We start from the raw sequence: 24,823 nt of genomic DNA, 5'->3' as shown, positions 1-24,823 counted from the left end.
CAAATGAAAGACGGCAGGATCACATCCACGCCGTCATAAAAAGAGAGCATCCACCGCTTTCTGCAAGCGGGGAACAACCTGTTCTGATGCTTAACGCGATTCCAGCGATGGATAGCTGGTGGCGGCGGGCGGCAGATTGGCCGCAGCCTGCTCGGCTTCGGTGTTATTGCGTGCGGGATATTTGGCCAGCTGGGCTTCGCTGGCTTCCAGCTGCGGAACCTTGGGCGTGCCCTTCATGCCTTTGAGGCTGGCCACGAAATCGGCCTCGGAAGGCATCTCGTCACCTTCGGCGCGCACAAAGGCGTCGCCATTGAAGAAGACGGTGAGCTTGCGGATCTGCGACTCCACACCGGGGCGATTGATGGTGAACACGTATTCCCAGCGATCGCCGTGGAACACGCTGGTCACGAGAGGTGTGCCCAGAATGTCGCGAATCTGCTGGCGGCTCATGCCGGGCTGCAAGGCCTCGACCTGTTCCTTGGACACGAAGTTGCCCTGCACGACATCGACCTTGTAAGGAGTGACGGCATTGGCGACACGGTGCGCGGCGCCATCGATACTGTTGCAGCCGGCCAGTGCCGCTGCGATTGCCAACGTCAGGGCCAGACCTGCGCGGCTACGGACTTGAACATGCATGGGTAATGGCATAGGGATATGATCGGGTTCATTGTAGCGGCAGGCCCCGGAGACACTTGGAGATTCCCTTTATCTGCGTGTAAAGCTTCTCCTTAAACAAGTGAGTCCAGCCTTCCATGTGCCCGTAGTCCACCAAGAGAGCCGACATGAAAAATATTGATGAACTCAAAAGCACGGGCCTCAAAGCCACTTTGCCGCGTCTGAAGATCCTGGAAATCTTCCAGAAGGGCGCCCAGCGTCACATGACGGCGGAAGATGTTTTCCGCGTGCTGCTGGACGAGCGCTCGGACATCGGCCTGGCCACGGTTTACCGCGTGCTGACCCAGTTCGAGCAGGCCGGCATCCTGATCCGCAGCAACTTCGAAAGCGGCAAGGCCGTCTACGAGCTCAACGAAGGTCAGCACCACGACCACTTCGTCTGCACCAGCTGCGGCAAGGTCGAGGAGTTCTATGACGCCGAGATCGAGAAGCGCCAGAACCTGATCGCCAAGGAAAAGGGCTGGGTGATTCAGGATCACTCCATGGCGCTCTACGGCCAGTGCGCCGAATGCGCCACACGCGCCGCCAAGTAAGAACGCAAAACGCGACGGCGAACCCAGGGGGCAGGACATGCAGATGTCTTGCCCTTTTTACATTTGGTGAGGACTTCTTTACATAGCTCCATCAAGCCTCAAACCAAACGCGAGCCGGACTGCGTATGCTGCAGTCATTCCCGCGCTTGAGGAGACCCGGTTCATGCGGCTGCTACCGTTTTCACCTGTCCAGGGCCTGCTCTGTCTGGCAGCCCTCGCATTGACCGCCTGCGCACCGCTGGGCCCCTCATCGAGCCGCCCCAGCCTCGAGGTGCTGCAGACGCTGAGCAGCAGCGCCCTGCCCGACAAGCCCAGCGCGCTGCAAAGCCAGCAATGGCTGGACCGGGTCACCTGGGGCGCCACAGACCATGATGCGGCCCGGCTGCAGCAGCAAGGCCTCACGCGCTGGCTGGCCGCTCAGCTCAGCCCCTCCTCCGCGCCCATGCCGGCCGAGGTGCAGCAGCACATCGACGCCCTGGGCATCAGCCAGAAGCCCATGGCGCAGATCCAGCGCGAAATTGCCGACCAGCGCCTGGCCATTCGCAACAGCCAGGATCCCGAGGAGGCCGCCAAACTGCGCAGCGAGCTGCAACGCCAGCTCAATCAGCTGGGCGGCGAAGCCCAGAAACGCCAGATCTGGCGCGCGCTTTATTCGCCCCACCAGTTGCAGGAGCAAATGACCTGGTTCTGGATGAATCACTTCAACGTCAGCACCCGCAAGGGCGATGTGCGCATGTGGGTGGGCGACTACGAGGAGCAGGCCATTCGCCCCCATGCGCTGGGCAAATTCCGCGAGCTGCTGACGGCCAGCATGCGCCATCCGGCCATGCTGCTGTATCTGGACAATGCCAGCAATGCCGCCGGGCGCATCAATGAAAACTACGCGCGCGAACTGCTGGAGCTGCACACCATGGGCGTGGGCAGCGGCTACACCCAGGCCGATGTGCAGGCCATGGCCCATGTGCTGACCGGTGTGGGCTTCTCCACCCGCGAGGCCGACGCTCCGCCGCCCAAGCTGCGCCCCGAACGCCAGGGCGACTACGTTCGCCATGGCTTCTTCGAATTCAACCCCAATCGCCACGACTACACGCCCCAGGTCTTGCTCGGCAGGCCGCTGGAAAAAAGCGGACTGGCCCAGGTCAACGAGGCAGTAGACCGCATAGTGGCGTCGCCCGTCACTGCGCGCTTCATAGCACGCAAGCTCTGCGTCTATTTTCTTGGCGACAAGCCGCCCCAGCCCGTGGTCGAGCGCACGGCCCAGGCCTTCGAGCGCAGCCATGGCGATATTGCCGCCACGCTGGCGGCCATGCTGAGCGACCCGCAGGCTCAGCAGTTCGGCCAGGGCTTCAAGGACCCGGTCCACTATGTGCTGGGCGCCACACGCCTGGCCTACGACCAGCGCGTGGCCAGCGATGTGGGGCCGGTACAGAACTGGCTCAACCAGCTGGGCCAGCCGCTATACGGCCACGAAACACCCGACGGCTACCCCGTGACGCAGTCGGACTGGTCCAGCTCCGGCCAGATGAATGCCCGCTTCGAGGTGGCAAGGCAGATTGGCAGCCGCGGCGCGCTGCTGTTCCGCAGCAGCCCGCAGCAGCCGCTGGAGAAGCCGCCCTATCCCGACCTGGACAAGCGCAGCAGCGTCCAGGCTCGCGTGCCGGCATTGGGTGCCGCCACACGCGCCGCACTGGCCCAGGCCAGGAATCCGGCGGACTGGAACAGCTTTTTCCTCTCCGCCCCCGAAATGATGTACCGCTAAGGAGGGCAGCCATGCAAAGACGTCAATTTCTCAGCCTCGGCGCTGCCCTGCCGCTGTTCTGCCAGTTGGGCCAAGGTCTGGCCGCCCCCTTGCAAAGCGGCTCGCCCCGTTTTCTGCTGGTCTTCCTGCGCGGCGCCTACGACAGCAACAGCCTGCTGGTGCCAACCCATAGCGACTTCTACTATCAGGCCAGACCCAACATCGCCATTGCCCGCCCGGGATCGGCCGACGGGGCACTGGCCCTGAACCCTCAATGGGGACTGCATCCCACGCTGCAAAGCAGTCTGCTGCCGCTGTACGAACAGGGCCAGGCCTGTTTTGTGCCGTTCGCGGGCAGCAACGACCTCTCGCGCAGCCATTTCGAAACCCAGGACTCGATCGAGCTGGGCCAGCCCCAGGAAGGCGGGAAAAGCTATCAGAGCGGCTTTCTGAACCGGCTGACCCGGGTACTGCAGGCCGACAGCCAGAGCCGGCTCAGCCCCATGGCCTTCACCGCCCAGCTGCCGCTATGCCTGCGCGGCAGCGCCCAGGTGGCGAACATGGCGCTGGCCTCCGTGCGCAAGTCTGCGCTGGACGAGCAGCGCAGCCAGACCATTGCCTCCATGTACCAGGGCTCGGCACTGGAAGCTCCGGTGCGTGAAGGCTTTGCGGTACAGCGTGCCGTGCAGCGCAGCATGCAGGAGGAAATGGACCAGGCCGGGCGCAATGCCATCAGTGCCAAGGGCTTCAGCCTGGTAGCCCAGCGCATGGCGCATCTGATGCGCGAGCAATTCGACCTGGGCTTTGTCGATATCGGAGGCTGGGACACCCATGTCAACCAGGGCGCCGCCAGCGGCAATCTGGCCAACCGGCTCGGCGACCTGAGCCAGGGCCTGGCGACGTTCGCCGAATCCATGGGAGCCGAAACCTGGCGCCATACCGTGGTGGCAGTGATCAGCGAGTTCGGGCGCACCTTCCGCGAAAACGGCAACAAGGGCACGGACCACGGCCATGGCACGGCTTACTGGTTTCTCGGCGGCGGCCTCTCGGCCCAAGCCGGCGGCAAGGTGCTGGGCGAGCAGATCGAAGTCACCGAAAAAGCGCTGTTCCAGAACCGCGACTACCCCGTGCTCAACGAATACCGCTCCCTGCTCGGCGGCCTGTTTGCGCGTATGTACGGCTTGAACACAGCGCAGCTGCAGCAGATCTTTCCGACGTCCCAGCCAGGCAGGCTGCAGCTGGTCTAGAACGACTCGCCGCTTTCCATGGCGCGGCGGTGGCGCATCACGAATTCCTGGTAAGTGTCGATGCCGCGCAGCTGCAAAATGGCATTGCGCACTGCGGCTTCCACCAGCACGGCAATGTTTCGGCCCGCCACCACCTGAATCACCACCTTGCGCACGGGCACGCCCAGCACGTCCTGGGTCAGCGGCTCGGCGGGCAGGCGCTCGTATTCGCGCTCCATGGTTTCCTTGCGCACCAGGTGCACGATGAGCTTGAGCCGCATCTTGCGACGCACTGCCGTCTCGCCAAAGATGGCACGAATATCGAGCAGGCCGATGCCGCGCACTTCAAGCAGGTTCTGCAGCAGCTCGGGGCATTTGCCTTCGACCGTGGTCTGGTTGATGCGATACAGGTCCACCGCATCGTCGGCCACCAGACCGTTGCCGCGCGTGACCAGCTCCAGCCCCAGCTCGCTCTTGCCCAGGCCCGATTCGCCCGTGATCAGCACGCCCATGCCCAAAATATCCATGAACACGCCGTGCATGGTGATGCGATCGGCGAAATGCTTGGACAGATAGGCACGCAGCACGTCGATGACAAAGGCCGACTGCTCCTTGGTGGAGAACAGCGGGATATGCGCGCGCTCGCACATGGAGATCAGCTCGTCGGGAGCGTCCTGGCCGTCGGCCAGCACCAGCACCGGCGGCTCCAGCGTGACGATGCGGGCAATGCGGCGCAAGCAGTCTTGCGAGGTGGCATTGGTCAGATAGGCGATTTCACGCTCGCCCAGCACCTGCAGACGGTAGGGGTGGATGTAGTTGAGATAGCCCACCAGATCGGCACCCGAGCGGGCCGAGCGCACGGCCATCTCGTCAAAGCGGCGCTCGGAGGCGCCCAGCCCCGCTATCCACTGCCAGCGCAGGCTGGAGTTGCGAAATGCCTCGAACAGTACGTCGGCACTGATGGCGCTGGGTCTCATGGCAAGGCCCTGTCAGTCAAAAAGAAGGGCCAGAACTCATGCCTGGGAGGTGATGGAGGACTGCCAGCTGTCGATCATGCCGTGCAGCTGCTGCGCATCGGTGGACGACTTCAGGCGCTCGCGCAACTGGCTGTCGCTGAGCAGCTCGGCGATCTCGGAGAGGATTTCCAGGTGCTTTTGCGTCGCCGCCTCGGGCACCAGCAAAAAGATCAGCAGGCCGACCGGCTGCTCATCGGGCGCATCGAAGCCGATGGGGTTGGCCAGCTGGAACACTGCCGCCATGGGAGCCGTCAGGCCCTTGATGCGGCCATGGGGAATGGCAACTCCATGCCCCAGACCGGTAGAGCCCAGGCGTTCGCGTGCGAACAGGCTATCGGTGATCAGGGCACGAGACAGACCATGCAAGCTCTCAAAGAGCAAACCCGCTTCCTCGAAAGCGCGTTTCTTGCTGGTGACATCAACGCTCACAAGCACTTGAGCGGCGGGAAGGATAGAAGCTAGGCGATTCATGGTGTGATCAACAATTATGCACCGCAGCGCTGAAAACCGTGGGGAAACCCTGATCACCATCAAAAACCGCCCCGTAGGGCGGCGCTTTTAGCGTTGTAACAAGGCGACAGCCCTGCAACAAACCGGCGCAAAAGCTAGGTTTGCGCCTCGCTTTCATCAAGCTGACACCTGCGCCAGCTGCAAGCCCCCGGAGTCCAGTCGCTTGGCTGTGGCACGCGGGCCTTGTTGACGAGTCTTGTAGCGCATCACCACACGGTCGAGTTTGTCGGCAAGGACGTCCACGGCGGCATAGAGGTCGAAATGCTGCGTCTCCACGAACAAGTCTTGCCCTTTCACGCGCACCGTGCAACCGGCGCGCTGTCGTTTGTCTTTTTCCTTTTGCTTGTGGACTGTGAGCAGTACCTTCACGTCCACAACCTGATCGAAGTGCCTGAGAATGCGTTCCAGCTTGGCCATGACATAGCTGCGCAGCGAGGGAGTGACCTCCAGGTGATGCCCGCTAATCGTCAAATTCATAACAAAACACTCCTTAGCTCTCGGTGAAATCACTGCGGTTTCACAGCGCCTGATGGCTGTGCCGCAGCCTGGCAGTTCGGAATGCGCATTCGTCTTTGCTGTGAACCCACTATGCGCCCGCCCCACGCCAAAGGCAACGAAATGACCGTGATAGCGCAGGCTCGCCAGGGGCCTTGTTTGTCGGTTTGATGACAGGCGGTTTTGACGCCACAATGAGTGGCTTTGGCCCGCATGCAAGGGATACGCCGGCATGCCCCAGGGCCTCGATCGCAGCAGGCGCGCACTGGCAAAGACCGTGACCGTCCAAACCCCTGCCTGCGCCATTAAAATCGCGTTTTTACGCAGCCGCCTCTCGGGCCTGCGACGCTGGCAGCCCCTTGGGCTTTCAGGCGCCTGCTGACCGACTGCACGCCTGAATTGCCTGACAGCCCTATCTCGACCATGACCACCCAGCCCTCCGCCCTGCATACCTCCAACATTGCCTCGCTGCCCCTGCTCGCACGTGGCAAGGTCCGCGACAACTACGCCGTGGGCGACGACCGCATCCTGATGGTGGCCTCCGACCGCCTGTCCGCCTTTGACGTGATCATGGGCGAGCCCATCCCCGGCAAGGGCGTGCTGCTGACGCAGATGGCGCTGTTCTGGTTCGACAAGCTGGGCCATATCTGCCCCAACCACCTGACCGGCGAAGCGCCCGAGTCCGTGGTCAAGCCCGAGGAAGTCAAGCAAGTCGAAGGCCGCTCCATGCTGGTCAAGCGCCTCAAGCCCGTGCTGATCGAAGCCGTGGTGCGCGGCTATCTGGCCGGCAGCGGCTGGAAGGAATACCAGGAATCGCAATCGGTCTGCGGCGTGAAGCTGCCCGCCGGCCTGACCAACGCGGCCAAGCTGCCCGAGCCCATCTACACCCCCGCGGCCAAGGCCGAAATGGGTGACCACGACGAGAACATCACCTACGAGCGCACTGTGGAAATGGTGGGCGAGCAGCTCGCGGCCCAGATCCGCGATACCGCCATCCGCATCTACAAGGAAGCGGCCGAGATCGCGCTGACCAAGGGCATGATCATTGCCGACACCAAGTTCGAGTTCGGCCTGACCGAAGACGGCACCCTGGTTCTGATGGACGAGGTGCTGACCCCCGACAGCTCGCGCTACTGGCCCGTGGAAGGCTACGAGGACGCACTGGCCAAGGGCGAGAACCCTCCCAGCTACGACAAGCAGTTCGTGCGCGACTGGCTGGAGCAGGCCCAGGTCAACGGCAAGGCCTGGGACAAGAAGGCTCCCGCGCCCCGCCTGCCCAAGGAAGTGATCGACAGGACGGCGGCCAAGTACCGCGAAGCGCTGGATCGCCTGACCGCCTGAGCGATCGGTGCCAAGCAGACAAAAGGCCCCCGGAACAGAAATCCGGGGGCCTTTTTATTTTGATAGCAGCTTGCGCTTTCAGAAAGAGGATTTCAGCCTGAAATAATTATGAAATCCTTTATGAGCATGTGCTGACAGCTATATTTTTAGTGGTGATGGCCGTGACCACCGTGCACATGCTTGTGGGCGATTTCTTCTTCGGAGGCCGCACGCACCTCGTTGACCACCGCGCTGAAGCGCAGCGCAAACCCGGCCAGAGGGTGGTTGCCGTCGAGCAGCACCACGGGGCCCTTGATCTTCACCACGTTGTAGATCTGGGGCAGGCCCTGGTCGTTGGTGCCGCGCAGCTGGCCGCCCACCTTCACGCCTGCAGGGAACTCGCCCTTGGGAATGGTGCGCTTGAGGCTTTCGTCGCGCTCGCCGAAGGCGTCCGCCACGGCCAGGTCCACAGTCACGACATCGCCTTTTTGCTTGCCGTCCAGAGCAGCTTCGACCTTGGCGAAGATGTTGTCATAGCCGCCGTGCAGATAGGCCACATCGCCCTTGTCCAGCAGTTTGACGGCCACGCCGCCCGCGAGCAGCTCGTGAATCTTGTAGTTGATGGTGACGGCAGTGTCTTTGGTGATGTTCATGACAATGGATTTCGAGTGGGGCGGTGCCTGAACCCGAGTCAGGCATCGCGCAAAGCTGCCATTGTCGGCGACTCGGGCTATTCCAGTGTCACGCCCGTGGCCTTAACCACGCCGCGCCATTTGTCCACGTCGGCACGGATCTGCTGCGCGAAGACCTCGGGCCTGCTGGCCACGGGCTCGGCGCCCAGGCTGCGCAGCTGCCGCGCCACCTCCGGGTCGCGCACGGCCTGGGCAACGGCGGTCTGCAGCGTATCCAGCACCGCCTTGGGCGTTCCCGCCGGAGCCAGCAGGCCGAACCAGCCCGAGACCTCGTAGCCGGGCACGCTTTCGGCGACGGTGGGAATGTCTGCCGCCCCGGGCCAGCGCTGTGCCGTGGTCACGGCCAGCGCCCGCAGCTTGCCGCTGCGCACAAAGGCGATGGTGGAGGGCAGATTGTCGAAGCCGGCCTGTATCTGCCCGCCCATGAGATCGGTGAGCATGGGCGATGCGCCCTTGTAAGGCACATGGGTCATGTCCACGCCCGCCATCATCTTGAGCAGCTCGGCGCTCATGTGCGGAGAGCCGCCTGGACTGGTCGAGCCGAAGTTGATCTGTCCGGGCCTGGCCTTGGCCAGCGCCAGCAACTCGCCCAGGGTGCGCGCGGGGACGCTGGGATGGACCACGATGATGTTCGGCGTGCTCGCCACAACGGTGACGGGCGCGAAGTCCTTGACGGCGTCATAGGGCAGGTTCTTCTGCAGCGCCGAATTGATGCCGTGCGAGCTGGCCGTTCCCATGACCAGGGTGTAGCCGTCGGCTGCGGCCTGGGCCACGGCAACCGAGCCTATGGCACCGCTGGCGCCAGCCCGATTCTCGACGACGAAGGGCTGGCGCAGCCGCTCGGACAGCTGGGCCGCCGCCAGCCGCGCGATGATGTCCGTGGTGCCTCCTGCCGGATAGGGCACGACGATGCGCACGGGCTTGGCGGGATAGGCCGGGGCCTGCGCGAAGGCGACGGCCGTGCAGGCCGCCATGGCCAGCGCGGCGGCGGCAGCCAGGGCGCGAAACAGATGCGAGGTCATTGCGGTGTCTCCTGGTGGTGTTTTATGGAATATGCGGCGGATGCCCGTACTGGATGTCGGTGCCAGTTCAGCCCGGTGCACGGCGGCGTAGCAGCGGCGCCAGCGCAGCGGGGACGAGCAGCTCGAAGCCCAGGATCGCCGCCGACAACGCCTTGCCGTAGTTGTCCACCGACAGGCTGCGCGAGACGCCGCCGCCCAGTGCACCGTGCGCCACGAAGTTCAGCGCGTGCAGGTTATCGGCCTCGTAGCGCAGCACCTCGCCGGTGATGGCCCGGCCATGAAAGGCCTTGAAGCGTTCGGCGCTCAGCTGCTGCTTGAGCAGCGCATAGAGCTCGGGCTCGTAGGCAAACACGGCGATGTTGGAGGTATTGCCCTTGTCGCCCGAGCGCGTATGCGCCACCTGCTCCAGCGGCACCCGGATGTCCTGGTTCATGTCCTGCATGCTTTGCTCCCCTGTTCAGCTCGTGAAGTAGTCGATATGCGCCGTCACCTGCTCGCGCGGCACCAGCGAGGACCACACGCCTATCACCTCGCGCGTGCGTTCCTGGTGCGGCACGCGCTTGCCGGTGTGGGCAATCCCCGAGACCGCCATGCCGTCCACTTCGCGCCCCACCTTGACCGCCTCCTCGCGCGACCGGGTGCGTGCCGCCACGCGCACGGCCACTTCATAGGGCTCGGGCGCATTCGCCGGCGTGGCAGCGCCATGCACGGCATTCAGGCCCAGGAAGTCGATGCGTACCTCCTCGGCATCGAGCTTCACGATGCGCAGGCGCTCCTCCAGGATGCGCTTGGCAAGTTGGGCGCGGCGCAGTGCGCCGGGGCCGGCATAGAAGAACATGTCCTCGCCGATGAAGCCCTCGGTGCACCCCATGGAAACCTTCAGCGTGGGTGTGCGCGGCTTGCCCGTGAGCCCCGTCACGCGCACGCGGTCCGGCGCCAGCTGCTCGATGCGGGCCTGCGTGAAGTCGACCACCACATCGGGCGTGATGTAGTTCGCCGGGTCGTGCACCTCGTAGAGCATCTGCTCCTTGACAGTCTGCAGGCTGATCATGCCGCCCGTGCCTTCCACCTTGGACAGGGTCACGCCGCCTTCGGCATCGACCTCGGCGATGGGAAAGGCCAGGTTCCAGGGCTCGGGCACGTCCTTGAGGCCCGGGTCTGCAAAATATCCCCCGGTGACCTGGGCCCCGCACTCCATCAGATGGCCTATCGCGCTGCCAGCACCTACGCGCTCGTGGTCCAGCAGGTCCCAGCCGAACTCATGCACCATGGGAGCCAGGAACAGCGAAGGGTCGGCGACGCGGCCCGTGACCACGATCTGCGCACCTTCCGCCAGAGCGTCAACGATGGGAGCGGCCCCGAGATAGGCTTCGGCCGAGATCAGCGAGTGGGCAATGCTCTGCGTGGGGGCTCCGGTCTCCAGGATGGTGGGGGCCAGCGACAGCACGCGGTCGGTGATCAGGCTGCCGCCCACGGCCGCCACCTTGACGCCGGTGATACCCAGCTCACGCAGCAACTCGACGATGCGCCGTGCCGCGCCCTGCGGGTTGATCCACCCCTGGTTGGAGATGATGCGCGTGCCCTGGCGCATGCAGGCAGGCAGCACGGCGCGCATGCGGTCGTCGAGATAGGTGTCGTAGCCCGGGAAGGACGGGTCGCGCCGGGCCCTGACCTGCGCGGCCGAGACCGTGGCCTCGGCCATGGTCTCGAAGCACAGGTAGTCGAGCCGACCATGCTCGGCATTGAGGGCGGCGGGCTCGATCCGGTCGCCCCACCACGCGGCTCCCGCGCCTATGCGCAGGATCTTGCTGTCATTCATTACGCTTGTCTCCGTTGTTCCCCCAGACCGGGGGCTGAAACCATTCTGTACAGTCGTTTTTCAAGAGACAACGCATGCGCGCGCACAGCGCATGTGAATCAATTTCACAGGAGGCGAAGACCTTAGATGGACCAGTTCGGCGAGATGACGGTATTCCTGCGTGTGATCGAGGAAGGCAGTTTTTCCGGTGCCGGCAGAAGGCTTGAGCTGTCGCCTTCGGCGGTGAGCAAGCTCATCGCGCGCATGGAGGCACGCCTTGGTGTGCGGCTGTTCGAGCGGATTGCCGGAGCCATACGCCTGACCCAGGAAGGCGAGCACTTTCGCATCGCCAGCCAGCGCGTGGTGCAGGCCATGGAGCAGGCCGAGGCCTGTGTGCGCGTGGCCGATGCCGAAATCTCGGGCACGGTACGCATCCATACGGCGCTGACCACGGCCAAATACCTGGTGGCGCCGCGCCTGCACCTGCTGCTGGACCGGCACCCGCGCCTGCACCTGGACTTCGTCCTTGGCACGGAGCGCGGCGACTTCGTGCGCCAGGGCATAGACGTCGCCATCCACAGCGGCCGGCCTACGGAGCAGACGCTGATCGGTCGCCCGTTGATGCTCAGGCCCTGGGTGATAGCCGCAGCGCCACAGTACCTCCAGCGCTTCGGCCATCCCGAGCAGCCCGAGGACCTGCTGCAGCACCGCTGCCTGAACTTCACCATACGCACGCAGTGGAACCGCTGGACCTTCCACGAGGAAGGCGGACTCAAGACCATAGACATCCCCAGCCACATCGGAGCCAACCAGGGCGAGCTGCTGCGCAGCCTGGCATTGCTGGGCCATGGCGTGGTGCGGCTGGCCCACTTCCATATCGCCGCCGACCTGGAGCGCGGAACCCTGGTGCCGTTGCTGCAGCAGTTCCAGGAGCGCAGCGAGGACGACCGCTTCTACCTGCTGTATCCGCGCGGCAGATCGCTGGCACCGCGTGTGCGTGCCGTGTTGGATTTCCTCGCAGGGGAGTTCTGCTGAGCGGATGCCCCCAGGCATTGCCGCGCACATTCAAGCAGGCTGCGCCCCCTTGGATCTGGGCACCGCCCGCAGGGACGCAGTCCATGCCCGCGAACACGAACACGAGCAATACCGGCATGGCCGCTGCTCAGGGAGCTGGGCTGCACGCCGGAGGCTGCCAGCTTCAGGCCCTGAGCCGTATCAGGCCCGGGGAGGCTGCTCGTCGACGTCGGCCCCTGGGTAGCGCGCAAAGCGGCGGTTCTCGCTGCCATGCACCGGATCACTGTCCTTCCAGGGCCAGCCGCCGAACTGGGTGCGGCGGTAGTCCTGCATGGCCTGCATGATCTCCTCCTGCGTGTTCATCACAAAGGGGCCGTATTGCGCCACCTTCTCGCCGATCGGCTTGCCCTGCAGCAGCACCAGCTCTGCACTGACATCGCCGGTGTTGACCAGCTCCAGCTCGCGCTGAGCGTCGACATGCATGGCCAGATGTCCGTTCACGGCTTCGCCACCCACAGTCATGCTCTTGCCTACGAAGAAGTAGAGCATGCGGTGAGTTTGGTCACCGGCTGCCCTGGGCAGGGTCCAGCGGGCACCGGGCTCCAGCTCCAGCGTCCAGATGGCCACATCGCTGTCGGCCTGGGAGGCCCAGGATTCGGGTGGAGGCGGCAAGGCCTTGTCCGCACCGTCCAGGGCACCAGCCACGACGGTCACGGTGGTTTTGCGGCCCGCCGCATCGCTGAAGCTCAGGCGCGGGATCTGCTCGTTCCAGAACATGGTGAAATGGGGCTCCACCATCTTGTTCTTCGCAGGCAGGTTCAGCCAGATCTGGAACAATTCCAGCGGATTGGGCTTGTCGCTGTTCAGCAGCGGGAACATCTCCGAATGCTGGATGCCCTTGCCGGCCGTGAGCCACTGCACATCGCCTCCGCCAAAGCGTGCGGCTGCGCCCAGCGAGTCCGCATGGTCGATGCGGCCCTTGCGCACCAGGGTCACGGTCTCGAAGCCGCGATGCGGGTGGCCCGGAAAGCCCGGAATCGGCTCGCCGTGGTACATGGAGAAGCCGTTGCGGGCGCTGAAGTCGCTGCCCATCTCGCGTCCCTCGAACTCCACGGCCTGCACGCCCATCTTGCCGTTGCTGGCCGGATAGCTGTCATCGTGGTGAGCGCAGAACAGAAAGGGATCCAGGCAGGGCCAGCGCGGCCCCAAGGGGGCGCTTTCCAGAATGGGTTGGCGATTCGTGGTCATGGAGTTCTCCTCTTGAGAGGCCACTGCCAGTTGCAGGGCCCTAAGTCTCGAAGATAAGGCCAGCCCACGGGTTTGAAAGACATCACCGCTGGGACAGTACTTGCCGCTTTTGCAACAGCGGCAAGCCCATACTGCCCTGGTCGGCGCTCAGCCGCGCGGCGGAATGTTCAGACCTTTTTGCGTCGCCGGGCGGGCCATGAAGGCCTTGAGCACGCGCTGCAGCTCCGGAAACCCGTTCCAGCCCACCAGCTCGGCGGCGTTGTAGCCGTTCTCGTCGACCATATTGCGCACCCAGGGCCAGATGGCGATATCGGCAATCGTGAGCTGCGCGCCCATGATCCACTCGCGGCCCTGCATGCGCTGCTCCAGCACGCCCAGCAGGCGTTTGGACTCGTTGATATAGCGGTCGCGCGGGCGCTTGTCCTCGAAGTCCTTGCCCGCGAACTTGTGGAAGAAGCCGACCTGGCCGAACATGGGTCCCACGCCGCCCATCTGGAACATCAGCCACTGCAGCGTCTCGTAGCGCGCCGCGGGGTCTGCGGGCAGCAGCGGGCTGCCGCTCTTCTCGGCCAGATAGATCAGGATGGCCGCCGACTCGAACAGCGCCAGTGGCTTTCCGCCCGGGCCTTGCGGGTCGATGATGGCGGGAATCTTGTTGTTGAGAAAAGTGCCGACAAACTCTGGTGTGAGCTGGTCATTGGTCTGGAAGCTGACAAGGTGCGCCTCGTAGGGCAGCTGCATTTCCTCCAGCGCAATCGATACCTTCACGCCGTTGGGCGTGGGCAGCGAGTAAAGCTGGATGCGCTCGGGGTGCTGCGCGGGCCATTTGCGGGTCACGGAAAAATCGGCGAGGACTTGGGGTTGCGTCATGGGTTTCCTTCGGAGCGTGTTGGCAATCTCTGCGGCCCCGCAAGGGGGTGGCAGCGTGACCTGGTAAGCCACGACACAGAGCGCCCGAGCATCCTAACGGTTGTCATGCGGCCTTGCAGGCAGCGCTGCCGATGGCTGGGATGGCCAGATGCGGGTACGCAGATTCCCTCATCGAAGACGGCGCTTCAGCGGGTGATATTGGGTGTCTACAAGAAGTGAACACGGAGATATGACATGCATCAGCTTCCTGGGAGGCCCGATTCTTTTCTCACCGGCGCAAAGACGCCTGCTTGCGCTTTGCTGAACCGGCGACAAGTGCTGAGCCTAGGCGCTACCGCGCTGGCTGCAGGGCTGATGCTGGCCAGCGGTGCGACCGCTGCCGCAGGCTTTCCGGAGCGCGCCGTGACGGTCGTCGTGCCGTATTCGCCGGCCGGAGGCGTGGACATCGTGACCAGGCTGGTCACCACGCCCATGGCGGAGTTTCTGGGTCAGTCCATCGTGGTGGAAAACAAGCCCGGAGGCGGCACGAATATCGGCATGGCGACAGTGGCACGCTCCGCGCCCAATGGCTATTCGCTGCTGACGGCCTCGAACACGCTGACCACCAACAAGGCGCTGTACTCCAAGCTCAGCTTCGACCCCGCGACCGACCTGATTCCGGTAGGGCGCATCGGCGAGGCGCCACTGGTGGTCGTGGTCAACGCCAAGTCACCGTACAAAAGCCTGGCCGAACTGATTGCAGCGGGCAAGGCCAAGCCCGGCGCCCTGTCCTATGGCACGGCAGGCGTGGGCAGTTCGGGCCATATGGCGAGTGCCTTGCTGGAAAAAGCCGGGCAGTTCAAGGGCGTTCATATTCCCTACAAGGGTGGCTCCACCGCCGTGACGGATCTGCTGGGCGGGCGTCTGGACTTCATGGCGATCAACCCACTGGAAGTCGCGGGTCATGTGAACAGCGGCAACCTGCGCGCACTGGCGGTGCTCAACAAGAATGGCTCGCGCCTGCTGCCTCAGGTGCCGACTGCGCGCTCCCTGGGCGTGGATGTGCAAGCTACCGTATGGTGGGGCCTGGTAGCGCCCAAGGGAACGCCCGAGGCCGTGATCCAGACGCTGAACGCTGCACTCAACAAGGCGCTGACCACGCCTGCGGTCACCCAGACGCTGGCCGATATGGGTGCAACGCCCCTGGGAGGAACACCGGCTCAGTTCGGCAGCTTCATCCAGGCCGAAACCCGGGAACTCGGCGACGTCATCCGAGCCGCCGATATTCGCGCGGACTGATGCCGGCGAAGGCCGCCCTAGCGCAGCAACTGCCAGAACATCTGCACGCAGGGTGACGGCGCCTGCTGCATGCTGACCAACGCGATGCGCGAATGGCGCGCGGCGTCGGCCAGCGGCTGCAGCACCACGCCGGGCGGGCAGATGCGCTCATAGACGCTGGGCACGATGGACAGACCCAGGCCTGCGGCCACCAGCGCCAGCATGGTCGAGGTCTCGCGTGCCGGCTGGGCGATGCGCGGCACAAAGCCGGCCTCGCTGCACAGCGCCAGAATATGTTCGTGCAGACCACCGCCGAGCACGGCCGGGTGCAGCACAAAAGGCTGGTCGGCCAGGCTGCTCAGTGCCAGTGCTTCGCCCGCAGCCGCCTTGGCATGTGCCACCGGCAGGGCCAGCTTCAGCTCATCGCGCCACAGCGTCTGCTCCCTAATCGGCACGGGGATGCGAAACGTCGGCGAGGGACGCATGAAGCCGATGTCGATCTGTCCCGTCGTCAATGCCGCGATCTGCTCGCCCGTGGTCATATGCTGCAGATCCAGCTCCACCTGCGGGTGACGGCTGCGAAAGTCGCGCAACATGGTGGAGAACTCGTCAAACAGCGGCACCGATGCCGTGAAGGCGATGCGCAAACGCCCCGCCAGGCCATGGGCTGCCATGCGCACCAGCTCGCCCGCCTGCTGATGCAGTTCCACGATCTGCCGCGCCTTGTCCTGCAGCAGCAGGCCTGCCGGCGTCAGCGCCACGGCGCGGCGCGAGCGCTCGAACAACTGCGCCCCCATCTCCTGCTCCAGCAGACGGATCTGCTGGCTCAGCGGGGGCTGGCTCATATGCAAGCGCTGGGCCGCACGGCTGAAATTCAGCTCCTCGGCCACAGCCAGAAAACAGGTCAGACGGCGCAAATCCATAGGACGATTTTCGTATCAAGTCCAGACGCAAACGGTATTGGACGCAAAGGCCGCAGCTTTTCACAATCCGGTCAGCCGCAGCAGCCATGACAAAAGTAGCTGCCTGCGTTGATTCCAAAAGGGTTCAAGGCCTATCCCGCCCGCCCAATACAGAGAGACATTGATGAAGCCGTTTCCCCTTTTCACCGTTCGCCGAGCCCTGCTGATCAGCGCTGTGGCGCTGGCCGCAGGCTGCGCCCAGCAGCCAAGCAGCACGCCCAAGGAGCCTGTGCGTCTCATGACCTCGGGCGGCTTCACCGCAGCGCACAAGCTGCTGGCGCCTCAGTTCACGGCCCAGACCGGCCTGGCGGTGGAGTCGGCCTATGGCTCCTCCATGGGGGCCTCGCCCACCTCCATTCCCAATCGCCTGAGCAAGGGCGAGAAGGCCGATGTGGTGATTCTGGCGCGCGGTGCGCTCGACGATCTGGCCGCCAAGGGCCTGGTGCGCAACGGCACCCAGATCGACCTGGTGCGCTCGGCCGTGGGCGTGGCCGTGAAGAAGGGTGCCCCCATCCCCGACATCAGCAGCGAGGACAAGCTGCGTCAGGTGCTGCTCAACGCCAAGAGCATTGCCTATTCGGCCAGCGCCAGCGGCACTTACTACGAAACCCAGATGCTCAAGAAACTCGGCATTCACGACCAGGTCATGCCCAAGAGCAGGAAGATCGTGACCGAGCGCGTGGGCACCATCGTGGCGCGAGGCGAGGCCGAAATCGGCCTGCAGCAGGTCAGCGAACTGCTGCCCATCGAGGGCATCAGCTATGTCGGCACCCTGCCCGATTCGGTGCAGCACTACACCATCTTCTCGGCCGGCACGGCCAGTACCTCAACCAACCCGCAGGGGCTGGAGCAACTGCTCAAGTACTACACCTCGCCAGCCGCCGCCAAGACGATTCGTGACACCGGCCTGGAGCCCGTCGCCAAGCCCCGCTGAGCGCCGCATGACCCCGAAAAAAAGCCCGCCAGGCATACGCCTGCGGGCTTTTTTGTCGCCTGGCAGCTCAGCGCTTGCTGCCCGCGCTGGCCTTCTGCACCAGTGCCACTGTCAGCCCCTGGGCGGTGACGGTGATGGCGCCAGGCTCCATGGCCAGCGCATCGACCAGGGCCAGATCCTGGTCCTGCAACTGATAGAGTACCACCTGACCCATGGCCTGCTCGGCCAATGCCGTGGCATAGGTGCCCAGCATATCGCTGAGCGCGGGCGACAGCCCGTCCATGCTGAGCTGGTTGACCTTGATCTGGTAGGCGCGCAAGGTGCGGTCGGTGGGCTCATAGCGCAGCGCGAAATCGACATTGAGCAGGCCGCTGTACTGCTCCTTGAGCACCTTGCCGCTGAGCTCGGCCGGGATCACAGCGTTGAGCATATTGCGCTCGGGCAGCATGCTCAGCTGCGGCGCCTTCAGGTCCAGCTGCAGCAAACCCGCCACGGGAAACTGCCTGGGGAAACGCCTGGCCAGCATCTCCTGCAGCTTCTGCTGGCTCACGCTCACGCTGCTGGGCACGGACTTGCCCGAGCAGCCCGTGGCAGCCATTCCCAATCCCAACACTGTCACCGCCAACCATGCGCGCCGATTCATCACGACCACCGAACTCCGTAAAACCTGATTCAAAACCCATGCAAACACTTGATAAACCAACGCTGTCAGCTATGGTTTTTGATCAATCCATTGTCTCTGAGCCTGCTATTCCACAGAGTCTCGATGGGTGTTCGCAGTTCCCTATCTGATGCAATCTGCAGGTAAAAGACTGTTATCTAACGTCCGACGCCATCCAGGGTTGACTGTCAACGCCAGCGGCAGTGCATGCACAATGATTTGCATGACTGCAAATTCCCTTCCCGTCAGCCATGAGGCGCTGACCGCCGCCGCCCAGGACACCAGCCTGCCCGACCAAGTTCTGACCCAGTGGTTCGGCAGCCCCAGGCCTGGCAATGCCGATGCCCTCAAGCACAAGGCGCAGTGGTTCACCAAATCGGCGGCCTTCGATGAGGAGCTGCGCCAGCGCTTTGGCACTGCCGTGGAAGCCGCCCTGGGCGGTGCACTGCAGCACTGGGCAACCCAGGGTCCATGGCAGCAGCTGGCATTGGTGATCCTGCTGGACCAGTTCACGCGCAATATCCACCGCAACACTCCCAAGAGCTTTGCCGGTGACGCGCAGGCCCTGGCACTGGCGCTGCAGGCAATGGACTCCGGCACCGACCAACAACTGCCCGAGGTGGCCCGCGTCTTTATGTATCTGCCGCTGGAGCATGCCGAAGACCCGGCCATGCAGCAACGCAGCGTGGCCGCCTTCGAGGCTTTGCTGCAGAGCGCCACGGACACCGAGCTGCGCGAATATCTGGCCGGAACGCTGGACTACGCCCATCGCCATCAGGTGGTGATAGAGCGCTTTTGCCGCTTCCCTCACCGCAACAGCATTCTGGGCCGCGCCAGCACCGCCCAAGAGGCCGAGTACCTGGCCCAGCCCGGCTCAGGCTTCTAGGGCGATCACGAGCCGCGCGTAGCCTCGCGCAGCGCGGGTTCCTGGCGTGCCTGAGGCTGGCGCTCAGGCTTCTTGCTCGCTCCCAGGTCGCGGTGGCGCATGGCCCAGCGCTCCACCGTGTAGAACGACAGTGCCGACAGCGCGGTAGAGATCAGCAGGCCTGCGACCACGGTCACGGGCCAGGAGTAATCGGCACGCAGATAGCGCACCACCGGGTAATGCCAGAGGTAGATGCCATAGGACAGCTGGCCCAGCTTGATGAGCACCGGTGCCGTCAGCATTTCATAGACCAGTCCCGCGGGCTTTTGCACGGCCAACAGCACGACCAGGGCCGCGCATTCCACCACCGTGATGCCCCAGACCATGGCGTGCTGGTTGTCCCACTCCAGCTCCATGATCAGCGGCACGGCCAGCACAAACCACATGGTGTAGGCGCGCAGCGACTGCAGACGCTCTACCCATTGCGGGCGCTCCATCATCAGCGCCGCCAGCAAGGCGCCGGCCAGCAGACCCGAGGCCCGCGTGTCGAAGCGGAAAAAGATTTCGTAGAACTGCTGGCCCTGCACCACCCAGAAGATGCGCCACAGCGTACTCAGCAGCCACAGCGCCGCAAGCGGCGCCCAGACTCGGCCAGGCGTGGCCTTGCGCAGCAGCAGAACCAGCAGCGGCGGCCAGATCAGATAGAAATGCTCCTCCACCGACAGCGACCACATGTGCAGCAGCGTGTCCGGACTGTCGAAGAAGGCAATGCCGTAATCGGCCAGATAGAGAATGGAGACCAGTGCGTCCGAATAGATGTCCGTCAGATCGGGCCAGATAAAAGGCGCGAACACACAGTAGGCTCCAAGGAACAGTGCCAGCGCAGGCATGAGACGGAAGAAGCGGCGACGGTAAAAGCGCCAGTAATCGAGCTTGCCATGCTGCCGATACTCCATCAGCAGCAAGGAGGTGATCAAAAAACCGCTGAGCACGAAGAACAGATCGACACCGAAGAAGGCGCCGTCGAACATCGGGGCATGTGCATGCGAGAGCAGCACCAGCACAATGGCTATGCCTCTCAATCCATCGAGCGCTGGGTTGTAGCGCAGCTTGAACGCCGACTCCACCAAAACCGGACACCTTTCCTTTCGCCCAGGCACGGGCCGGGCTTGCAGACAAACAATCACAGCCATGCACAAGACATGGCTGAAGCAGTATTCAGAGTTTGAGCAAAGAGGCAGTAACAGCTCTTTGCAGCGACCCGGGGGTCACTGAGCGCATGAAAACGCGCTCGGGGGGCCGGAACCTGGCAGGCGATTTGTCTGCTTCAGCTCACTGACGGTGAGACGGCAGATTGTTATGAATGCCCACAGCCAGACGGCTTGGCGTCTGTTGACAGGTGAACAGACCGGGCCAATTTGAACAGATTTTTACCGCCGGCCCAAACCAGGGGCAGAGCTTGCCGGGCTCTGGCAGGGTCTTGGCAATCCGTGTTAACAATTAAGAACAAAAACAGCAGCCCACGCTCCACCCATCGGCATCATCAGCTATCAAATTCGAAGCTTCAGGATGACTTGCGGCGCCCGCAGGCGGGTGCACTCTGGTGAACATCGCGCCACAGCAGCATCTCGGCCACGCGTTCGGACTTGTCGTCATCAAAGCCCAGCTTCTGCGCGCGCTCGGCGGGGTTGGTCCAGGTGCCGAACAGCATGTCCCACAGCGGCAGACCGTAGTTCTGCGCATGGTGGCCATGCTGATGGTGCACGGTATGCATTTCCGGGCGTTGCAGCACATAGCCGAGCCAGCGCGGCGTGCGCAGATCGGCATGGGTGAACAGATCGAAGGCCGCCGTCAGCCCCAGGGCCACGGCCGCCGCAGCCGGGCTGGCACCCAGCACCCAATAGCTGGAAATCACGCTCAGCAGCATGGCAGCGCAGGAGTCCAGCGGATGGGCGTAGAACGAGGTCAGCACCTCGATGCGCCGCGCGCTGTGATGCAGCTGGTGAAACACGCGCCACAGCAGATCGGAGGCATGGGTGGCGCGATGCCACCAGTAAAAGACAAAGCTGGTGATGAAAAAGCTCAGCAGCCCCACCAGTAGCGGGTTCCAGCGTGCGCCCACATCCAGCAGCGCATGCTGGCGAATACGCTCCTCCAGCAACCAGCCCAGCGCCAGCGTGCAAACCAGCGTCAACGCGCCCAGGGCGCTGCTGTAGATCAGCCAGCGCCGGTCGCAGAGATTGCGCGAGGCGGGCGCAATCACCTCGCGCGTGAAGACTGCCACGAAAAGCAGCGCAATCAGCGGATAGACCAGGTACTCCAGCACGGCAAACACTCCCTTTGCGGTTTGCCTTGCAGTCTATCGGCTGATGTGGCTTTGCCGCTTTATTGGGGCAATACGAACTGCTCCAGCGGCGTGTCGTTGGGCGTGGCCAGCTGTTTCTTGAGCACCTCGCCCATGGGCAGGTTCAGGTTCACGTTCTTGGGCGCAATGGGCTGCATGAACCACTTGTTGTAGAGCTTGTGCAGCTCGCCCGAACGGATCATCTGCAAAATGGCGCCGTCCACGGCCTTCTTGATCTGCGGGTCGTCCTTGCTGAACTGGATGGCAATCGGCTCGGCACCAATCACCTCGCCCACAATCTTGTAGCCCTTGGGATTCTTGCTCTGGCCGATCACGCCGGCCAGCATGTTGTCGTCCAGCACAAAGGCATCGACGCGACCCGACTCCAGCATCAGAAAGCTCTCGAACTGATCCTTGCTCATCAGCGTCTTGAAGTTCAGCTCGTTGTCGCTGGCGTACTTGCGCAGAATCTGCACCGCCGTCGTGCCCGTGATGGCGCCCACATTGCGCCCCTGCAGCTGCTTGAACGAGGTGATGCCCGAGTCGACACGCACGGCCATGCGCACCTCGCTGACATAGGTGGTCAAACCAAACGCCACCTGCTTCTGGCGCGTGAGGTTGTTGGTCATGCTGGCGCAGTTGAAATCGGCCGTGCCGTTATTGATCAGCGGCATGGTGTTCTGCGGCGTCAGCACCATGTATTTGAGCTGGGCCCGAGGTGCAATCGCATGCACCACGCGCTCGCAGAGGTCCATGTGATAGCCGACGAACTTCTCGTTGGCACCGATCGCGTAGGACATGGGAACTGCTGCCTCCCGCACCCCCAGCACCACGGTGCCGCCGGCCTGCCAGCGCTGCAACGTGGGCGATGCGGACAGATCCACGGCCGTGTCGATACCAGAGCCGATATTGGAACTCGCCGCCTCAGTCTTGCCCGCAGCCATGGCCGAGCCCGCGCATACCAGCGCTGCTGCCAACCCCACCCATTTCCACGACTTGCCCATCACCCACTCCCGAAAAACAAAAGCGCCGAGACCCCTGGTCATCGGCGCTCATCACCCACCCGATCCGGCACACACCTCATGCACTCATGAGGCCCTGGACCGATTGTCCGTGTTCGCTTATTGCTTTGAGTGGAATGCTTATGCCTGCACGGCGCTTCATGCGTCGCGTTTGGCGGGGGCTGCCCTCATCAGTTCACGCAGGCGCTGGTGGGCGCTACTGGCCTCATCGACCGGCTGCTGGTGCTTGGCCTGTAGATAGCGTTCGGTGAACACGCCCAGATAGCTCTCCAGCACGCGGCCGGCCTGCACATCGCCGGCATCGCCCACCAGCTCCAGGCACAGGGCCGCCACCTCGCTGGTGCAGAAATGATCGTCGCGCTTGGATCTGCGCAATTGATAGCGAGAGATCAGATCCGGGTGCAGACTGAGCACGGGGAAGCCATCGAGATACGGGCTTTTGCGAAACATCTTGCGCGCCTCCGACCAGGTCGCGTCCAGCAGTATGAACAGCGGGCGCCTGCCGGGCTGCAGCGCACGGCTGTCGCCGCCGTCCAGCGTCTCCAGCACACGCTCGGCAGGCTCTGCATATTCACCTGGGAAGACCACATAGGGCTGCCACTGCGGATCGGCCAGCAAAGCCTCCAGCTGCGGATCCAGCTCGGTACGCGACCAGCCGAAGGCATGGGTGTCCTTCACCACATCGGCGATCAGCCAGCCGGTGTTGCTGGGCTTGAGCGGCTCGGCATCATGCATCAGCAGGCAGAAGGCCGCGCGCGTGGCCAGCTCGGGGCGCAGTGCGCACATGCAGTGGGAGGGGCGCAAGCGGCAGCCCTCGCAGCGCTCGCCCTTGGGGCCGCCGCGCGCCAGAAACGGACGCGTGCTGCGCGCCAGCCGCGCCTGGCGCAAGCGCGAGACGGCATGCGGAGACAGCGTGGAGGCAAGAGTTTTCTGCGGAGTCAGAGCGGCAGGGGACAAAGGCGTGGAAGCGGGCAAGACGGACACCAGCAGGTTCGGACAGATGCCCGGATTGTCCCGCCTTTGCCAAATCCAGTGCTGATGCTGCAGGAGCGCCGCTTAGTCGCAGTCGCCCTGCTCGAAGGTCGGACCACGACCGAAGCTGAACACCGTGGGCCTGGCATTCCTGAGTCCGGTGGAAATCACGCTCCTGAAACGATCCGGCTCGCAGTTGAAGCGCGTGTCCAGCACATAGTCCTCGGACTCTGCCTTGACCATGGCGTCACGCCAGGCGGCCGTCGCATCCAGCACCTTGCCGTCCACCATGGGGGCCTGCACCGAGTAATTGATGAAGTTGGTCAGGCGCGAACCCTTGGCCTCCAGATAGACCACGGGGTCTGCGGCATTGCCGCACAACGTCAGGCAGTCGGCGTAGTAACGGCTATCCAGCAAAGGCTCGAAGCTGCCGAAAGTCAGGTCGCCGAGCTTGATATCGGGCTGCCCCTCGGACACGTTCAGCACGCTCTTGAGCGAGAGATTGCAGCTGGGTGCGATATCGATCTCGACAGACTCGATCACCTTGTCGGCCTCGTCGCTGACCAGAGTGATATCGCAGCCGTCGGTGCGGAACTGGTGGCGATGGAATTCCGAGCGCATGGCCGGGCCGGCAATCTTTTCCACATAGGCCAGATTCATGCCTATGGTTTCGGTGCTGAACAACTGATCGATCACACGCTTGGCCTGGGTGGCAGGCTGTGCAGGCGCGGAGGCCGGCGCAGCGGCCGGAGCCTGTGCCGGGGGCGCGGCGCCCTCGGTCTTGGAATCCGAGCAAGCCAGCAGCAGGGCTGCGCCAGCCATGGCAACGGTCCAGACTCCGCAGCGTTTGATCCAGCAATGAGGCATCTGCATATCCTTGTGAGTTCGCAAGCCCCGCAATATAGGTGCAGGCCCCGAAATCACCAAGAACAAGAGGCTTCAGCCTCCAACGCACTCCAGTTCGAACAGCGGCATATCGGCCTGACGACTCAGCCATACGCCGCCGCCCAGCTCCTTGAAGTGAGGCTGCAGGCCGCGGCGGTACAGCTCGGCGCGGTGGCGATACAGGCGCGGATCGGTCAGTTCCTCGTCGATGATGTCGCGCTCGTAATCCTCGCGTGCCACGGCCTCGATATAGAGCCCGCCGCGCGACAGCCGGCCCAGATTGGCCAGCGCCTTTTTCAGGTCAGTCGGACTCAGATAGGGCAGCACGCCCTGGCAGATCACCAGATCGAAAGGCTGGCCGTCTTTGGGCTGCCAATCCACCACCGAGCCTTGCTCCCAGCCATAGCGCTCGCACAGATAGGGACTGAACTCCACGCCCTGATACTGCACGCCCGGAAAGTGCTTTTGCACCGCCTCGCGCCACAGACCTATGCCGCAGCCCACATCAAGCACCCGCTGCACGGGCACGCGCAGATACGCAAGATACGAGCAGACAAACGCACCCAGCCGCCGCGCGTGCTCGGGATCGATCACGCTGGTCTTTTTGTCAAAGTAAAAGCGCTGGTAATACGCCTCGTCAAACCACTCGTTGCTTGCTGATTGCACGCAGCCTCCTTCAAAAAACAAACGGCGCCCGAAGACGCCGAAACTTCAAAAACCGACGCTGACTCAGGAAAGAGACAGCCAGCAAGGGCCTGGGCGGC

26 protein-coding genes are annotated in these 24,823 nt (G+C 63.6%); 8 read left to right on the top strand and 18 right to left on the bottom strand.

The features are described 5' to 3' along the window. Positions 1-90 precede the first annotated feature (90 nt). The gene (locus tag V8Z78_RS14540) at positions 91-636 is read right to left on the bottom strand and encodes an outer membrane protein assembly factor BamE (RefSeq protein ID WP_046460440.1); all 546 of its coding nucleotides are present in this window, start codon (positions 634-636) and stop codon (positions 91-93) included. A 146-nt stretch (positions 637-782) separates the two neighbouring features. On the opposite strand from V8Z78_RS14540, the gene fur reads away from it, so the two are divergent. From fur to V8Z78_RS14525, 3 genes are all read left to right on the top strand, one after another. Then, complete coding sequence (gene fur, locus V8Z78_RS14535; RefSeq protein WP_003060349.1) at positions 783-1,208, top strand: ferric iron uptake transcriptional regulator; 426 nt, start codon at positions 783-785, stop codon at positions 1,206-1,208. Positions 1,209-1,371: 163 nt separating this feature from the next. After that, positions 1,372-2,967, top strand: coding sequence for a DUF1800 domain-containing protein (locus V8Z78_RS14530; RefSeq protein WP_349731594.1), 1,596 nt, complete (start codon positions 1,372-1,374; stop codon positions 2,965-2,967). Between the two features lie 11 nt (positions 2,968-2,978). Continuing rightward, the gene (locus V8Z78_RS14525) at positions 2,979-4,193 is read left to right on the top strand and encodes a DUF1501 domain-containing protein (RefSeq protein ID WP_349731593.1); all 1,215 of its coding nucleotides are present in this window, start codon (positions 2,979-2,981) and stop codon (positions 4,191-4,193) included. Here V8Z78_RS14525 and hprK read toward each other — a convergent pair. The 3 genes from hprK to hpf all read right to left on the bottom strand — a co-directional run bounded on the left by hprK (position 4,190) and on the right by hpf (position 6,175). Further along, positions 4,190-5,149, bottom strand: coding sequence for an HPr(Ser) kinase/phosphatase (gene hprK, locus V8Z78_RS14520; RefSeq protein ID WP_003060345.1), 960 nt, complete (start codon positions 5,147-5,149; stop codon positions 4,190-4,192). The genes V8Z78_RS14525 and hprK overlap by 4 nt on opposite strands. A 36-nt stretch (positions 5,150-5,185) precedes the next feature. Beyond that, a complete protein-coding gene (locus V8Z78_RS14515) occupies positions 5,186-5,659 on the bottom strand; it encodes a PTS sugar transporter subunit IIA (protein WP_034347954.1) in 474 nt (157 codons plus the stop codon). Positions 5,660-5,815: 156 nt separating this feature from the next. After that, positions 5,816-6,175, bottom strand: coding sequence for a ribosome hibernation-promoting factor, HPF/YfiA family (hpf, locus tag V8Z78_RS14510; protein WP_349731592.1), 360 nt, complete (start codon positions 6,173-6,175; stop codon positions 5,816-5,818). A 441-nt stretch (positions 6,176-6,616) separates the two neighbouring features. On the opposite strand from hpf, the gene V8Z78_RS14505 reads away from it, so the two are divergent. Continuing rightward, the gene (locus V8Z78_RS14505) at positions 6,617-7,534 is read left to right on the top strand and encodes a phosphoribosylaminoimidazolesuccinocarboxamide synthase (RefSeq protein WP_003067010.1); all 918 of its coding nucleotides are present in this window, start codon (positions 6,617-6,619) and stop codon (positions 7,532-7,534) included. A 146-nt stretch (positions 7,535-7,680) separates the two neighbouring features. Here V8Z78_RS14505 and V8Z78_RS14500 read toward each other — a convergent pair whose 3' ends face one another. The 4 genes from V8Z78_RS14500 to V8Z78_RS14485 all read right to left on the bottom strand — a co-directional run bounded on the left by V8Z78_RS14500 (position 7,681) and on the right by V8Z78_RS14485 (position 11,046). Continuing rightward, complete coding sequence (locus V8Z78_RS14500) at positions 7,681-8,166, bottom strand: FKBP-type peptidyl-prolyl cis-trans isomerase (RefSeq protein WP_003067008.1); 486 nt, start codon at positions 8,164-8,166, stop codon at positions 7,681-7,683. A 77-nt stretch (positions 8,167-8,243) separates the two neighbouring features. Then, on the bottom strand, positions 8,244-9,227 hold the full coding sequence (locus V8Z78_RS14495; protein ID WP_003067006.1) for a Bug family tripartite tricarboxylate transporter substrate binding protein: 984 nt from the start codon (positions 9,225-9,227) through the stop codon (positions 8,244-8,246). Between the two features lie 67 nt (positions 9,228-9,294). Next, positions 9,295-9,669, bottom strand: a complete 375-nt coding sequence (locus V8Z78_RS14490; protein ID WP_003067005.1) for an AtuA-related protein — start codon at positions 9,667-9,669, stop codon at positions 9,295-9,297. 15 nt (positions 9,670-9,684) lie between these two features. After that, positions 9,685-11,046 (bottom strand): acyclic terpene utilization AtuA family protein, encoded by a 1,362-nt coding sequence (locus V8Z78_RS14485; protein WP_003067003.1) that lies wholly within the window; start codon positions 11,044-11,046, stop codon positions 9,685-9,687. Between the two features lie 126 nt (positions 11,047-11,172). On the opposite strand from V8Z78_RS14485, the gene V8Z78_RS14480 reads away from it, so the two are divergent. Beyond that, on the top strand, positions 11,173-12,060 hold the full coding sequence (locus V8Z78_RS14480; RefSeq protein WP_349731591.1) for a LysR family transcriptional regulator: 888 nt from the start codon (positions 11,173-11,175) through the stop codon (positions 12,058-12,060). Positions 12,061-12,240: 180 nt separating this feature from the next. Here V8Z78_RS14480 and V8Z78_RS14475 read toward each other — a convergent pair whose 3' ends face one another. Both V8Z78_RS14475 and V8Z78_RS14470 read right to left on the bottom strand, forming a co-directional pair. Then, positions 12,241-13,287 (bottom strand): pirin family protein, encoded by a 1,047-nt coding sequence (locus tag V8Z78_RS14475; RefSeq protein WP_349731590.1) that lies wholly within the window; start codon positions 13,285-13,287, stop codon positions 12,241-12,243. A gap of 147 nt (positions 13,288-13,434) precedes the next feature. Next, entirely contained in the window at positions 13,435-14,157 is a 723-nt protein-coding gene (locus V8Z78_RS14470) for a glutathione binding-like protein (RefSeq protein WP_349731589.1), read from the bottom strand. A 234-nt stretch (positions 14,158-14,391) separates the two neighbouring features. Between V8Z78_RS14470 and V8Z78_RS14465 the strand changes: the two genes are divergently transcribed. Continuing rightward, entirely contained in the window at positions 14,392-15,435 is a 1,044-nt protein-coding gene (locus V8Z78_RS14465; RefSeq protein ID WP_046460436.1) for a Bug family tripartite tricarboxylate transporter substrate binding protein, read from the top strand. Between the two features lie 17 nt (positions 15,436-15,452). Here V8Z78_RS14465 and V8Z78_RS14460 read toward each other — a convergent pair whose 3' ends face one another. Beyond that, positions 15,453-16,337 (bottom strand): LysR family transcriptional regulator, encoded by an 885-nt coding sequence (locus tag V8Z78_RS14460; RefSeq protein WP_057094030.1) that lies wholly within the window; start codon positions 16,335-16,337, stop codon positions 15,453-15,455. A 163-nt stretch (positions 16,338-16,500) separates the two neighbouring features. Between V8Z78_RS14460 and V8Z78_RS14455 the strand changes: the two genes are divergently transcribed. Then, positions 16,501-17,310 (top strand): substrate-binding domain-containing protein, encoded by an 810-nt coding sequence (locus V8Z78_RS14455; RefSeq protein WP_003066994.1) that lies wholly within the window; start codon positions 16,501-16,503, stop codon positions 17,308-17,310. Positions 17,311-17,377: 67 nt separating this feature from the next. Here V8Z78_RS14455 and V8Z78_RS14450 read toward each other — a convergent pair whose 3' ends face one another. Next, positions 17,378-17,953, bottom strand: coding sequence for a DUF1439 domain-containing protein (locus tag V8Z78_RS14450; RefSeq protein ID WP_224649271.1), 576 nt, complete (start codon positions 17,951-17,953; stop codon positions 17,378-17,380). 232 nt (positions 17,954-18,185) lie between these two features. On the opposite strand from V8Z78_RS14450, the gene V8Z78_RS14445 reads away from it, so the two are divergent. After that, positions 18,186-18,857 (top strand): DUF924 family protein, encoded by a 672-nt coding sequence (locus tag V8Z78_RS14445; protein WP_179627371.1) that lies wholly within the window; start codon positions 18,186-18,188, stop codon positions 18,855-18,857. 5 nt (positions 18,858-18,862) lie between these two features. On the opposite strand, the gene V8Z78_RS14440 is transcribed toward V8Z78_RS14445, so the two are convergent. The 6 genes from V8Z78_RS14440 to V8Z78_RS14415 all read right to left on the bottom strand — a co-directional run bounded on the left by V8Z78_RS14440 (position 18,863) and on the right by V8Z78_RS14415 (position 24,725). Beyond that, entirely contained in the window at positions 18,863-19,966 is a 1,104-nt protein-coding gene (locus V8Z78_RS14440) for an acyltransferase family protein (protein WP_034350912.1), read from the bottom strand. Positions 19,967-20,400: 434 nt separating this feature from the next. Further along, positions 20,401-21,162, bottom strand: a complete 762-nt coding sequence (locus V8Z78_RS14435; RefSeq protein WP_231879755.1) for a sterol desaturase family protein — start codon at positions 21,160-21,162, stop codon at positions 20,401-20,403. Positions 21,163-21,221: 59 nt separating this feature from the next. Continuing rightward, positions 21,222-22,184 carry a transporter substrate-binding domain-containing protein gene (locus V8Z78_RS14430; protein WP_052951043.1) on the bottom strand — a complete coding sequence of 321 codons (963 nt, stop codon included), beginning with the start codon at positions 22,182-22,184 and terminating at the stop codon, positions 21,222-21,224. Positions 22,185-22,340: 156 nt separating this feature from the next. Continuing rightward, entirely contained in the window at positions 22,341-23,177 is an 837-nt protein-coding gene (locus V8Z78_RS14425) for a tRNA-uridine aminocarboxypropyltransferase (RefSeq protein WP_046460432.1), read from the bottom strand. An 81-nt stretch (positions 23,178-23,258) separates the two neighbouring features. After that, a complete protein-coding gene (locus tag V8Z78_RS14420; RefSeq protein WP_349731588.1) occupies positions 23,259-24,041 on the bottom strand; it encodes a hypothetical protein in 783 nt (260 codons plus the stop codon). 72 nt (positions 24,042-24,113) lie between these two features. Continuing rightward, positions 24,114-24,725 carry a class I SAM-dependent methyltransferase gene (locus V8Z78_RS14415; protein ID WP_034382436.1) on the bottom strand — a complete coding sequence of 204 codons (612 nt, stop codon included), beginning with the start codon at positions 24,723-24,725 and terminating at the stop codon, positions 24,114-24,116. Between the last annotated feature and the right edge of the window lie 98 nt (positions 24,726-24,823).

Source organism: Comamonas sp. wu1-DMT, assembly GCF_040187805.1.
In the GTDB taxonomy this organism is placed as follows: Bacteria; Pseudomonadota; Gammaproteobacteria; order Burkholderiales; family Burkholderiaceae_C; genus Comamonas; species Comamonas thiooxydans.
The sequence above is the reverse complement of the archived record's forward strand: the minus strand, read 5'-3'. Positions and strand labels throughout refer to the sequence as shown.

Bases quoted from the DNA above. Each gene is read 5' to 3' on its own strand.
- V8Z78_RS14540 (WP_046460440.1), bottom strand. From the start codon at position 636: ATGCATGTTCAAGTCCGTAGCCGCGCAGGTCTGGCCCTGACGTTGGCA.
- fur (WP_003060349.1), top strand. From the start codon at position 783: ATGAAAAATATTGATGAACTCAAAAGCACGGGCCTCAAAGCCACTTTG.
- V8Z78_RS14530 (WP_349731594.1), top strand. From the start codon at position 1,372: ATGCGGCTGCTACCGTTTTCACCTGTCCAGGGCCTGCTCTGTCTGGCA.
- V8Z78_RS14525 (WP_349731593.1), top strand. From the start codon at position 2,979: ATGCAAAGACGTCAATTTCTCAGCCTCGGCGCTGCCCTGCCGCTGTTC.
- hprK (WP_003060345.1), bottom strand. From the start codon at position 5,149: ATGAGACCCAGCGCCATCAGTGCCGACGTACTGTTCGAGGCATTTCGC.
- V8Z78_RS14515 (WP_034347954.1), bottom strand. From the start codon at position 5,659: ATGAATCGCCTAGCTTCTATCCTTCCCGCCGCTCAAGTGCTTGTGAGC.
- hpf (WP_349731592.1), bottom strand. From the start codon at position 6,175: ATGAATTTGACGATTAGCGGGCATCACCTGGAGGTCACTCCCTCGCTG.
- V8Z78_RS14505 (WP_003067010.1), top strand. From the start codon at position 6,617: ATGACCACCCAGCCCTCCGCCCTGCATACCTCCAACATTGCCTCGCTG.
- V8Z78_RS14500 (WP_003067008.1), bottom strand. From the start codon at position 8,166: ATGAACATCACCAAAGACACTGCCGTCACCATCAACTACAAGATTCAC.
- V8Z78_RS14495 (WP_003067006.1), bottom strand. From the start codon at position 9,227: ATGACCTCGCATCTGTTTCGCGCCCTGGCTGCCGCCGCCGCGCTGGCC.
- V8Z78_RS14490 (WP_003067005.1), bottom strand. From the start codon at position 9,669: ATGCAGGACATGAACCAGGACATCCGGGTGCCGCTGGAGCAGGTGGCG.
- V8Z78_RS14485 (WP_003067003.1), bottom strand. From the start codon at position 11,046: ATGAATGACAGCAAGATCCTGCGCATAGGCGCGGGAGCCGCGTGGTGG.
- V8Z78_RS14480 (WP_349731591.1), top strand. From the start codon at position 11,173: ATGGACCAGTTCGGCGAGATGACGGTATTCCTGCGTGTGATCGAGGAA.
- V8Z78_RS14475 (WP_349731590.1), bottom strand. From the start codon at position 13,287: ATGACCACGAATCGCCAACCCATTCTGGAAAGCGCCCCCTTGGGGCCG.
- V8Z78_RS14470 (WP_349731589.1), bottom strand. From the start codon at position 14,157: ATGACGCAACCCCAAGTCCTCGCCGATTTTTCCGTGACCCGCAAATGG.
- V8Z78_RS14465 (WP_046460436.1), top strand. From the start codon at position 14,392: ATGCATCAGCTTCCTGGGAGGCCCGATTCTTTTCTCACCGGCGCAAAG.
- V8Z78_RS14460 (WP_057094030.1), bottom strand. From the start codon at position 16,337: ATGGATTTGCGCCGTCTGACCTGTTTTCTGGCTGTGGCCGAGGAGCTG.
- V8Z78_RS14455 (WP_003066994.1), top strand. From the start codon at position 16,501: ATGAAGCCGTTTCCCCTTTTCACCGTTCGCCGAGCCCTGCTGATCAGC.
- V8Z78_RS14450 (WP_224649271.1), bottom strand. From the start codon at position 17,953: ATGAATCGGCGCGCATGGTTGGCGGTGACAGTGTTGGGATTGGGAATG.
- V8Z78_RS14445 (WP_179627371.1), top strand. From the start codon at position 18,186: ATGATTTGCATGACTGCAAATTCCCTTCCCGTCAGCCATGAGGCGCTG.
- V8Z78_RS14430 (WP_052951043.1), bottom strand. From the start codon at position 22,184: ATGGGCAAGTCGTGGAAATGGGTGGGGTTGGCAGCAGCGCTGGTATGC.
- V8Z78_RS14420 (WP_349731588.1), bottom strand. From the start codon at position 24,041: ATGCCTCATTGCTGGATCAAACGCTGCGGAGTCTGGACCGTTGCCATG.